Consider the following 11,793-nt stretch of genomic DNA (forward strand, 5'->3'; position numbering starts at 1 on the left):
TTTGACGTGGATCTTGACTGTCATCGCCGCGCGGTGCCAGGCGGCAGGCTGAGCGCATCCACGGGCGCGATCGGCACGAGTGGCTGCAATCGTCGTGTGACGCCCGGATCGGCGCAGACCAAGGCATCTGCCCGCAGGCGGGCGATGGCAACGTACTCTGCGTCGACCAAGTCCTCCCAGCCCTGTTCGCGGGCGATCCGCCATGCGGTGCGGCGCGAGACTCGATCGCCTAGGAGCCGGATCTTCACCTCGGTCATCCGATCTTCGAGGGCCAAGGCCTCCTTGTCGGTGATCTCATCGCGGCGCGCCGCGTCGAGCAGCAGCGTCAGCGCTTGGGTGCGGATCGCGTTCGGCGCCACGAGTCGATGATCCGGGTGAACGTCGACAGCCTCCGAGGCGATGTGGATCAAGGTCGGGGCGTCAATCACGAAGCGCGTCACGGATCTATGGTAAAGTTGCTCAACAACGCTCGGCTCTTTGCTGGGGCACCGCAGCCTGAGGCGTTCTACTGGATCTGCCGCGAGGTGCACGCCCTTGGTGTCCACCCGAGCCCACCGCACCAGTCCCCCGTACCATTGAGACTCAACCCAACGCGAAGGAGCGGACATCGTGGGACCCGAACCCGGCGAAGACCTTGTTACCGTTGAACAAACCGAGTTGCCCAAGGAGGAGCTCGCGTCGGCTATCGCGACGGGTGCATCGATTGTCATCATGCCGCACGCTCGAACCGAAGATGGCAGGGGCATCTACGGTGAGTCCACCGTATTCATGGTGAAGGAATTGCGCGCCGCGGGTGTCGATGCCAGATACTTAGACGAGTCAGAACGCCGCGTGTTTGAAGTCAAGAAAAGCGCAGTTGCAGCTGCGTTGGTGCCCTTCGTTCTGGCTATTGCTAGTACTGCGGCCTGGGACCTTCTCAAGCCCTGCATTCTCGGCTGGTTCGGGGACAGGAAGATGGAGATTACCTACACCAACATCTCTGCAGATGGGGCGAGGACTTCCTGGAATATCCGCGGCGAAGGCAAAGATGTGGTCGAGGCGATCGACAAGATCAACCGGCAGACTCCGGGTATCGAGCCGTGACTTTCGACGAAGCTGGATCAGACGATGACCTCCACGCCGCGCACCTTCAACGGATAGTTGCGCAGAAGCTGGATCAGGGAGGGAAGTTGCTTGCATCCGCTCGGGAACGATTGGCACAAGCTTCTGATCGGCCGTCCGACTTGGTTGCAGAGGCTGAGGCGTCAAGTCGCGCCGCCCTCGCGACGCTGGCAAGCGCGCTGAACTGGGCAGAAGACACCGAATCGGAAGATGAGGCGCACAGGAAGCTTGACGAAGCTGGGCGCTGGGTCAGGGAGACGTTCGGATGCCATATCGAGCAGTCAGGCTCCGACTACTGGCAGGCATGCCCGGTGGCACTGGGCCACAACCGAATCGGGTTGAGCATCGGTGGCATGGCAACGCGCATTTGCTCACTATGTGGAGGCGACCTTTCCGAATGTGAACATCGCCGAGGCACCGCATACATGGTGCCAGGGGGCTCGACAGATCTTGGATGGTGCCGCGTTTGTCTCCAGAAAGATGGCTGCGAACACAAGCCAGACGAGACTTATCGCGTCGGCGTTGTCTCCATCATCGTAGGTATTGAACTGACTGAAGTGAGCCTCGTGGGGAAGCCTGCGAACCCTGACGCGAGGCTCACAAGAGTTCGGATCGATGCATCAAAGCTGTCGGACTCCTTAGGCCCAGACTTCGTGCCCGGCATGGCTGTGAGTTGCGACAAATGTCTGGCCCCCTGCACTGGACTAATCAGGCACTCTCACCCGCACGGGTGAACGCGGGACACGTCGAGCTTTCGAGGCCGCGTGCACGTAAGCCAGCAAGTGCTTGATGCGTTCGAGTCTACGGTCAGGGGCTGCGAGGAAGCGTTGCGCACACTGCCGTGTCTACTCCGGTCGTTGCTGCGGAGATGCCGAACGAGATGCCTAGCCATCCGACTCTTGAGTGTGCGCTCCCGCAAGAGCCCTCTCATCACGCCAGAAGCCCGAGCGGTCTGACAGTTGCGAGCGCTAACCGGGTGAGCAAGCCGAGCTGCGCTCAGCTAGGTCACCCTCAGGCCTGGCGGTATGGATAACAAGGCATCTGGTGTGGTTGTCATCTTGTGAACCTCCTCCAGAAGGAGGATGCCCCGAGAGCGGATGGGATCGATGATGCTCCAGGACCTCAAGGCCGGCCGCAGTTCCCGGACACCCGCGGCATGGTTTCGACACGGGCCGCTCGCTCTGCGAGCCGGCCGCGTCGAAACCTCTCACGCGCACCCGGGGAACTGTGGTCGGATCCGACCACCAGATGCCAGAAAAGATTCCGACGCGTCCCGGTTCAGCCAGCTTCACGGGGTGCTGATCACTCCTCCAGGTCCTCGGCCGCCACGAACCAGTGCACCTGGTAGGGCTCCAGGCTGAGGGCGGCGGGGTCCAGATCCCAGGTCACGTCGTCGAGGAGTTCCTTGGCCCTGCTGCCGTAGGGGGTGCGCAGCAGCCCCATGGGAATGCTGACCCTGTGCTCGGAGAGGTTGTAGAGCTGATACATGGGGCCGATCGGATGGTCACGGCGGATGACGAGCACCCTGCGGTCGCCGACGTCGAGAATGTGCGACTCGTAGCCGGCGTGCAGCTGCGGGGTGGCGCGGCGCACGTCGAGCACGTGCCGCAGCCATGCGTTGACGCGGGCCTGGGCGGAATCGGGTTTCTCGGCCAGAGCGGCCACGGCGTCCCAGTCCATGACGGGGCGGTGCACCCAGCGGTTGTCCTCGGCGTGCGCGGGATCGTCGCCGTAGTGGTAGTCGTTGAGCATCGCCAGTTCATCGCCCATGTAGATCAGCGGCACCCCACCGAACCCGCAGATCACGGCGTGCAGCATGTTGATGCGACCCACGGCCAGGTCAATGGCCTCCTGGTCCTTCGATTCGAGGGCCATCTCAAGCCCGGCCAGGGAGGCCAGGGTGCCGGAGATACGCCGGTCGCCGGTGGCGGGGTTGGCCTGGAACACAAGGCCGCGGGCGAACGACTTCGGGAACTCCCCGGAGTAGAAATCCGAGAGGAACCTGCGGTGCTCGGCCCCGTTGATGCCGACCGCGGCGGCGTCGCGGTCGTCAACGGCCCAGCCGATGTCGTCGTGGCAGCGCACGTAGGTGCCCCAGGTGGCCGTCGGGGGTTTCGCGGGGAACCGTTCGAGGGCGTAGCGCAGCAGCGTCACGTCGCGGCTGGCCAGCGCCGACCACAGCTGCGCCATCAGCGAGTTGTGGTAGGCCAGATCGGAGAGTTTCCCGTAGTGGCGTCCCTGACCGAAGTAGGCGATCAGGTCACGCGGACCGACGATGGCCTCGGCCTTGAACACCACCGCCGGGGCCGCGATCCGCACCGCGGCCCGCAGCGCCTCCGCGAGTTCGTGCACGGGGGGTTCGTTCTGGCAGTCGGTGCCCATCTGTTTCCAGATGAAGGCGATGGCGTCCAGCCGCAGCACCTCCACACCGTGGTTCGCCAGGTTGCAGATGATCTCCAGGTATTCGCAGAAGACATCGGGGTTCGCCCAGTTCACGTCCCACTGGTAGTCGTTGAAGGTGGTCCACACCCAACCGGCGAGCTCCTCGTCCCAGGTGAAGTTACCGGGCGCGAAGTCCGGGAACACCTCGGGCAGGGTCTGTTCGTACTGGTCCGGGACGGTGCGGTCGGGGTAGATCATGAAGTAGTCGCGGTACTTCTGTTCGCCCGCCCGGGCTCGCCGGGCCCATTCGTGTTCCTTGGCGACGTGGTTCAGCACCAGGTCGACCACCAGCGAGATGCCGCGTTCCCGTAGCCCCTTCGCAACCTCCGCGAGATCTTCCATGGTTCCGAGGTCGCTGCGGATGGAACGGTAGTCGGCCACCGCGTAGCCGCCGTCGTTGGCGCCCTCGCGGGGTTGCAGCAGCGGCATCAGGTGCAGGTAGGTGACCCCGAGGTCATGCAGGTAGTCGAGGTGCCCGAGGATCCCGTTCAGGGTGCCGGCGAACCGGTCGGTGTAGCAGACGTAGCCCGTCATGCCGGGTTGTTGCAGCCAGTCGGGGCGCAGCAGGCGTGCCTCGTCCAGCCTGCGCAGGTCGACGGGACGCTCCTCGAGCGTCTTCGTCACGATTCCGCGCACCCGCTCCACCAGAGCGTCGGTCTTTTCTCCGTAGACGTTGCGCAGCGCCGTTGTCAGCTCATCTCCGTAGCGGTTCCACCGCAGTTCCAGGACGTCGTCAATGTCACCCATGGCGGTCAGCTTAGCCGGACGGGTGGGCGATGTTACGTGGCAAAAGTAATTTCTCCCGGAAAAGATCACCCCTCGAGCCACCGCGGTTCGACATCGGGATTCCTCGGGTGCTCCTCGAACCGGGCCCAGCTCTGCTCCACCCCGTCGGGCAGGAGATCTCGCTGGCAGCGGGCGATGGCGTCGCGCAGTTCCAGTTTCGCGCTCTGCAGCTCCAGCAGGGCGCGGCGGTTGGCGGGGTCATCGAGCCACGCCTCCTCCCGCCGCAGGCAGCGCACCCGCAGCCGGGTGACCCGGCTCAGCCGCTGCTGCTCCGCCGCGTCGATTCCCTGCACGACCGCGGCCGCGCGGGACCAGCCGTGGTCGCGGTGGATGCGGATCAGCCCGGGGTGGACGGTCATGGCCTCGTGCACCTCGACGTCCGGGGCGATGACGACGGCACCGGCCGACAGCGCGTAGGCGGTCTCGTCCCGGCCGGATTCGTCCATGAGGATCTCGGTGGCGCGCATCACGACCTGGAAGACGTCGGCCCGGGCCATCGACTGTTTTCGCGGCACCCCGTCGGTCTGCGACGAGACCACGTAGGTCCGGCCGGCCCGCAGGTACCCGATCGCCATCTCCGCGGGCAGGTTCTCCCGGGCTCCCCCGTCCACATAGGTCTCCGCACCGACCGGGACCGGCCGGAACACCCCGGGAATGGCGCAGGACGCGAGCACCCCGCGGGTCAGGTTGTGAGGGCCCGCGTCGATCTCCCGGTCCTCGCGGTTGACCAGGGCGCCGTCCTCGCGCATGAAGTGCAGTTCCCCGGTTTCCAGGGCCACCATCGCCATCCGCAGCTGCATGCCGGAGGTGGACACCCGCTCGGGGTCGAAGACGTCCGGGTGCAGCAGTTTCACCAGCATGGGTCCCGGACGGTACAGCGACCGCGACTGCTCCATGCCCGTCTTGACCGCCATCAGGTCGCTCCCCAGCTTCGGAAGCCGTCCGAGGGCGCCCGCCAGCTGCGCCATCAACCCCAGGGAGAAGTCCGACTGCAGTTCCTCGTCGGGAGTGAGCGCCTCCTCCACGGGGTCCTCCGGGGTTGCCGTCTCCTGCGCTCCGTTACGGCGGCGCCGCAGGGACAGCCAGGAGGAACGCGACGAGGCCTCCTCGGGCTTGGTTGCCTGACCCACCAGCTCCAGCCATGCCGGGGCCTCCGCCAGCAGCCGGGACAGCCAGGGGCGGGGGGTGAACATGTCCTCGGGACCCGTCATGGAGCACCACAGATCGTCCACGCGCTCCAGGAAACCGATCTGTTCCCGCCGATTCGGGTACTGGGCCAGCCCGGCGGCCAGGATGGCCCCGGCCGAGGCGCCGATGAAGATCGTGGGGGTGAACTCGGGATCGTTCGCGTAAAGGTAGTCGAGCGCGCCGATCTGGAAACTGGCCCGCGCCCCGCCACCCGAGAGCACGCAAGCGGTGGTGCTCGGCTCGGATTGGGAATCGAAGAACGGAAGTCCGAACCATCCTCTGCGAGCCATGGGTGAAGTTTAGAGGCCCCGCCAACAGGACCCCTTCCACCGGGACCCCGGGCCGGCCCTGAACCTCAACCTCAACCACCTGAACCTGAAGTGACAGTTGAGGTGAATTGCCGGCCCGGATTTCAAACAGTCCTCAGACTCCTCTCAGAAATCGTACGAACCAACTGTTTAATAATTGACGAAAGTCACAGGGCCTAGTCAGGAGCGGGTTATCGCCTCTTTTCCCGAGCTGAAACACACTGATGTAATTCTCGGAAATCCGCATCCGAAACACGCTCGCATCCCCCCGGCAGGTCTCCATCGGGGCTTGTGAGAGGGCCCTTCCGGTACTTAATGTCCGATCGGTCGACACGGCTGGGACCGAGATCCCGGGGAAGAGTCGTGATCGACCCAAGACCTTGAGAATTTTCGGAGGAAACGTGAACCGGATGATGCGAACCGTGCGGGGAGGACTGGCCGCCCTGGTGGTGGCCGGGCTCGTTCAGTCGGTCGGCTCACTGGCTCTGGTGACCAGCGCCGACGCTGCCGGAACCACTATGCGGGCCACCACCGCCGTCAACGTGCGCTCGGGACCGGGAACCGGCTATTCCCGGATCGGTCTGCTCTACCCGGGGGACAACGTGCAGGCCCTGAGCTCCGGAAACGGCTGGACGAAGGTTTCCTACAAGGGACGCACCGGTTATGTCGCCTCCGCCTACCTGGCATCGTCGTCGGGCAGCGGGGGTGGCGGATCATCCTCGGGCGCCTCCGGTGACGCCTACACGACCACGGCGCTGAACCTGCGCACCGGACCCGGTCTGAGTTACCGGGTGAGTGCGGTCGCCTCGAAGGGCACGAAGGTGAGTCTCACCGGCACCGTGAAGGGTGAGTTCTCGCAGGTGACCTGGAACGGTCAGACGCTCTGGGCGGCGACACGCTACCTGTCGCAGTCCGCGGGTTCCCCCAGCCAGGACCTGCCCACCACCACGAGGAAGCTGCGAGCCACCACCGAGCTGATGATCCGCACCGCCCCGGGAAGCGGCTACCGTTCCCTGGGCGACGTCCCGCGCGGCACGATCCTCGACTGCACGGATGTCGTGACCAGCGGAATGGCCCAGTGCATCTGGCAGGGCAACGTTCGTTGGTTCAACAACAAGTACCTGAGGGTGGTGGACGGTTCCTCCGCTCCGGGCGGGGGCAGCCTGCCCGCCACCACCACCCAGTACGCGACGGCGAACCTCAACATCTGGCGCTCGGCCACCGGATCGGCCTACACCGGTGAGATCCCGAAGGGCAGCGAGGTGGCCGTGACCGGCACCGTCCAGTCGGGACGCGCCCAGATCGTCCACAACGGCGCCATCCGCTGGGTGACGGCCCGCTACCTGAGCTCGTCGGCCCCCGGGGACGACAGCGGCGGTGGGGATGGCGGCAGCCTCAACCGGGGCTGGTCGAAGGGTCTCGACCAGGCCAACGAGAACGTCAAGCGGATCGTCCGCTACATCTGGAACAACGTCCCGGAGATCAAGACGATGTACGGCGTGCGCCCGGATCCCCTGCCGGATCACCCCTCGGGCCGGGCCGTGGACATCATGATCCCCAACTACAGGTCGAACAAGGAGCTGGGCAACCGGCTGGCCGCCTACTTCAAGGCGAACCACTCCCAGTTCCGGGTCCACTACATCATCTGGGACCAGAAGATCTGGAACATCACCCGCGACAGCGAGGGCTGGCGGCCGATGGCGGGACGCGGCAGCGACACCGCCAACCACAAGGACCACATCCACATCACTGTCTACGACAACTGATCCCCGCGAAACTTACCCGGGGCAGGGGCGTCACTCGGTCACCTCGATGGTGCCGAGGGCGCCCCTCTCGGCGTCCAGGAAGGCGTGATCGACGACGGTGTAGTGCCCGGCCTCCGGGAAGGTGAGCTCCACGAAACCGGCCTGGGCGGCCTCGATCCCGAGAGCCTGGGAACCACCGCCGCTGTTGCCGAATGCGTCCTTCCCGTCCTTCAACAGGTAGCCACCCTCGAAGTAGACGGTGTCGAACTGGCCACCTATGACGTGGAAACTGGTGGACAGGTTCGGCCCTGCGGAAAGCACCCAGAACCGCACCTTCTCCCCCACCTTCGCGGTGAACGGGCGCTGCGCGTACTGGAAGGCGATGCCGTTGAAGGTCGAGTAGTCGGGGGTGTCGGTCTGCGCCTTGGCGGCGTCGACCTCGGCAGCGTTCTCCGGGCTGGTTCCCGTGCCACCGGTCAGGTAGATCTCGGAGGCCACCAGGGCGTACTCGCGATCCACCGCGGGCAGCCCCTCGGGGTCGATGATCACCGCACCGTGCATGCCGGCGGCGATGTGTGCGGACACCGGGGCGGTGCCACAGTGGTACAGCCACATCCCGGCGCGGTGCGCGGTGAACCGGTAGACGAGACTCTCCCCCGGGGCGATGGTGCGCATGGGCCCGTCGGGCGCGAGGTTGCTGGCGTGGAAGTCGATGGAGTGACCGATGGTGCCGTCGTTGATGAGGGTCACCTCGAACACGTCCCCGACCTTGCCACGCAGGGTCGGGCCGACCGGCCCGCCGTTGAAGGTCCAGCGTTTCTGCCACACCCCGGGCGCCACCTCGAGGGGGAGCTCCGTGACGCGCATCTCCACGCGGTGGATGGTTTCCTGCGTGGCCGCCGGGGCAACGGGATCCACCACGGTGTTCAGCGGAACCGAGTTGGCCTGTGCGGGGGCGTGGTCGTGTCCGCCACCCGTGGTTCCGTCCTGCGAGCCGGAGGTGTCCTGTCCCGAAACCTTGAGGGTGAAAACCATCCCGGCCTGGCGGTGCCCGACGACGGTGCACCAGCCCTCGATGGACTCCCCGACCACGCCGAGATCCAGTTCCGCGGTCTCTCCCACGCTCAGCCTGGGGGTGGTGGCGTCGCCGAGCTTCAGGTCGTGGATCATCGTGGCGTCGGCGTTGCTCAGCTCGATGATCACCCGGTCACCGCGGCTGACCTCCGCCGAGGCGGGTTCGAAACGCAACCCCTCCTTGGCGGTGACCTGGATTCTCTGGGTCCTGCCAGTCGCGTTCACCCCCGTCGACGACGAGCCGCCGCCCAGGCCGACCGCCGACGGGTCGATGCCAACCCCCACCGTGACGGCGAGGGTCAGGGCGAGCACACCCGCCAGCATCCCGTTGGCGGTCAGCGCGGATTCCCGTTCGGGCAGTTTCTGGGGTGGCCCGGTGCGGGGACCCGCCTTGGCGATCGCCTTGCGTTCCGCGACACTCGCTTTTATCCCGAGGATCATCAGGGGCAGGAAGGCCGCCACCGATCCCACCCCGAGCACACCGGAGGTGAGTTTCACCCAGGGTGGTGTGGGGGTGAGGAACAGTATCAGGGCACCGTTGATGGCGACGATCCGGAAGGTGGTGAAACGGTCGAACCAGGCCGCGCCCGCCCGCACGACGCGGGGCCCGCCGCCGAGGACGGAGGGCAGCAGGTAGCTGAGTGCGCCGGTGAGCAGCTGCGCGGCGAAACCGCCGGCCCACACCACGGCGAGGGTTCCGGTGACCTCCGACCAGCCCGAGGGCGGGGTGGTCAGCACGATCCCGCCGGTGACCACCAGCGCCACCACCCACCAGATCATCGCGGCCAGCACGGAGGCGGGAGAGAATTCGCGCGGGGGTCGGCGCCGCAGCGGGGCGACAAGCACCCGGCCCCACCAGCCGAGCGCCAGCAGGTAGCCGACCAGACCGGCCACCGCAACGTACTGGAGACCCGCCAGCGCACCCGCCACCACGACCATCCCCGAGCCGATCAGCCAGGGAAGGGCCTGCTTGGCGAATCCCTCGGCACGGTCATCCATACGGGTGCGCAGGATGGTGGGCCAGAAGGTGACCAGCGTCCCCACCACCGTCAGACCGATCCAGCCCAGCAGGTTCGTCATGGTGTGGGCGACGAGGAACCGCCAGTGCCAGGTGTTGTCCAACCCGAAGGCCAGCGTCGCCCCGAACGCAGCCCCGACGGGCAGGTGGCAGGCGGCGGCCACGTAATACCAGACGGCCACCCGGAAACGTCCGGGCAGGGCCTTGCGGAGCTGCCGCCACAGCGAGAGCCCGTGCCAGGAGACGGCCACGGTCACGAGCACCGCACCCGCGACCACCAGCCACCACCAGCTGGCAGGCACCCCGACGAACACCGCCAGGGATCCGAGGCAGAGCAGGCCGAGACGTCTGCGCTGCGCGCGGTCCCGGGCCTCGTCGGGCCGGGTCTTGAGCAGGGCCGCGGTGAAGTACTGGCTCCAGACGAGCACGGAGTGCGTCAGGGCCCCGAGCAGCACCAGGTGCACCATCAGCCAGGTGGATTCGGGCACCAGGCGATGGGCCGCGGCGATGATCACGGCGCTCAGCAGCCAGACGACGACGGTGTAGTCGCGGGCACGATTGCGGCGCGAACCACCGGACCCTCCCCCGCTGCCCGCCCCAGCGGTTCGGCCGGTCTGCGAAGGCCCCACCCCCGGACGGCCGGGGGTGCTCATGCCCGCACCGCCGAGTAGATGGCAGTTGCGGCGAACAACAGGATCGAGACCACGGTCATGGCTCCTCCGATCTGGTAAAGGAAGGTTCCGGTCAGGGCGCCGAGGACGCGCACCACCATGCCCAGGTGCAGCACCGCCAGCGGCACCCACATGGCCGGGCGGTAGGGCAGGGGACGGGAAAGGACGGTCGGGAAGATGATCGGGGCGTGGGCCATGATCATCGACATGGCGAACCCCAGGAAGGTGCCGTGCACCACCACGTCATGGGTTCCGGTGGCCTCTGGGCGGCCGACGATGACCCAGGTGAGACCCGCGACGGCCAGCCAGAAGTTCCCCAGCAGCAGCGCGGCGGCGTTGTAGCGCCGCAGGCCCTCGCTTCGGATCAGCCGACGCCCGACGTCATCGCGGATCAGCCAGAGCGCCACGAACAACACCCCGGCCCCGAAGACGCGGTCGCCGGGACCGGGCCACAGCAGCGCGGAAACAGCGCTCAAGGAGAGCCACGCGCTCGCCGCCACCAGGGTGGGCACGGCGCGGCGACCCATGGTCAGCTGAGCCAGCTCGGCGCGTTCGGCAGCGATCGTGACGACGATGAAACCGGCGAGCAGGGGCAGCAGCGCAGGAACCTCCACGCTGACCAGCAGCGCGGCCGCGAGACATGCCAGGACCGCCCCCACCACCTGGGCGGCGACCAAGGGCAACGGGGCGCGGCGGTACAGGGCGACCATGACGGCGACGAAAGCGAGGGTGCCGTCGAAAAGCAGCAGCCTTCCGAGCACCGGGAACACCCCGGAGATCAGCACGAGGGCCCCCGCACCGAGCAGGGCAGGGGCAGCGTAGGCAAGCCGGTTGCGCAACGCCTGGGCGCGTTCCAGCGAGATCAGGGACCCCATGAATCCCAGGACCATGAGCGGCCCGTGCAGGTCGGCGAGCCGGCCGCTGGCCACCGGCGCCCAGACACCGAGCCGCACCAGTCCCGCGTTGAGGCCTGTCAGAAGGCTGATTCCCGCCAGCATCACCAGGAGGACACGGCGCGACACGGGAGCTGGTGCGGCTCTTTTCAAGGGGTTCAGCTGCGCCGTTCCAGCTTCAGCTTCCAAGCGTCGGGACCTTCCTGGACATAGCTGACCTGGATGGCCTCGCCGTGGAGGTCGGCGATCTGCGCCAGCAGCGGCAACGGGTTGTGGGGGGCGACGAGGATGAAGGCGCCGCCCACGTTCAAGGAGCCGACCACCCCGAGGATCGCGGCGTGCCGGATCGCGTGCGGGATGACTCGGGCATCGAGTTCGGGCAGGGAGTCGTGACCGCAGCCGCAGCCACAGCTACCCCCGGAGGACTTCTCGGTGATGGGCAGTTCAGTCATGCGGCGGAGTTTAACGACATCCGGGGCATCACTGTGGACGACACCACCATTCGGGAGGATCGCCAGTAGGCTTGCGACCCGGCAGGGACAGTTATGCGCGAGGAGGAGGTGCCCA

General features: G+C 66.7%; 8 protein-coding genes. 2 read left to right on the forward strand and 6 right to left on the reverse strand.

Annotation, left to right across the window (positions count from 1 at the left end; genetic code table 11):
• Positions 1-20 precede the first annotated feature (20 nt).
• Positions 21-440: a hypothetical protein gene (locus tag ACO6D6_RS13745; protein ID WP_484785811.1), complete on the reverse strand. Its 420-nt coding sequence runs from the start codon at positions 438-440 to the stop codon at positions 21-23.
• 169 nt (positions 441-609) lie between these two features.
• Here ACO6D6_RS13745 and ACO6D6_RS13750 point away from each other — a divergent pair, with 169 nt between their 5' ends.
• Positions 610-1,083: a hypothetical protein gene (locus tag ACO6D6_RS13750; RefSeq protein WP_484785812.1), complete on the forward strand. Its 474-nt coding sequence runs from the start codon at positions 610-612 to the stop codon at positions 1,081-1,083.
• 1,320 nt (positions 1,084-2,403) lie between these two features.
• Here ACO6D6_RS13750 and ACO6D6_RS13755 read toward each other — a convergent pair.
• A complete protein-coding gene (locus tag ACO6D6_RS13755; RefSeq protein WP_484785813.1) occupies positions 2,404-4,290 on the reverse strand; it encodes an alpha-amylase family protein in 1,887 nt (628 codons plus the stop codon).
• A 65-nt stretch (positions 4,291-4,355) separates the two neighbouring features.
• Positions 4,356-5,807: a patatin-like phospholipase family protein gene (locus tag ACO6D6_RS13760; protein ID WP_484785814.1), complete on the reverse strand. Its 1,452-nt coding sequence runs from the start codon at positions 5,805-5,807 to the stop codon at positions 4,356-4,358.
• A gap of 428 nt (positions 5,808-6,235) precedes the next feature.
• Here ACO6D6_RS13760 and ACO6D6_RS13765 point away from each other — a divergent pair, with 428 nt between their 5' ends.
• Positions 6,236-7,591, forward strand: a complete 1,356-nt coding sequence (locus ACO6D6_RS13765) for a VldE C-terminal domain-containing protein (protein WP_484785815.1) — start codon at positions 6,236-6,238, stop codon at positions 7,589-7,591.
• Positions 7,592-7,621: 30 nt separating this feature from the next.
• Here the strand turns inward: ACO6D6_RS13765 and ACO6D6_RS13770 are convergent, their stop codons facing one another.
• From ACO6D6_RS13770 to ACO6D6_RS13780, 3 genes are read right to left on the reverse strand one after another with little or no spacing between them, the layout of a single operon-like run.
• Positions 7,622-10,315 carry a multicopper oxidase domain-containing protein gene (locus tag ACO6D6_RS13770; RefSeq protein ID WP_484785816.1) on the reverse strand — a complete coding sequence of 898 codons (2,694 nt, stop codon included), beginning with the start codon at positions 10,313-10,315 and terminating at the stop codon, positions 7,622-7,624.
• The gene (locus tag ACO6D6_RS13775) at positions 10,312-11,355 is read right to left on the reverse strand and encodes a hypothetical protein (protein ID WP_484785817.1); all 1,044 of its coding nucleotides are present in this window, start codon (positions 11,353-11,355) and stop codon (positions 10,312-10,314) included. Before ACO6D6_RS13775 ends, ACO6D6_RS13770 begins: the two co-directional genes overlap by 4 nt.
• A 29-nt stretch (positions 11,356-11,384) precedes the next feature.
• On the reverse strand, positions 11,385-11,678 hold the full coding sequence (locus tag ACO6D6_RS13780; RefSeq protein WP_484785818.1) for a DUF2249 domain-containing protein: 294 nt from the start codon (positions 11,676-11,678) through the stop codon (positions 11,385-11,387).
• Positions 11,679-11,793: the final 115 nt, after the last annotated feature.

The organism is Arachnia sp. (assembly GCF_057238465.1).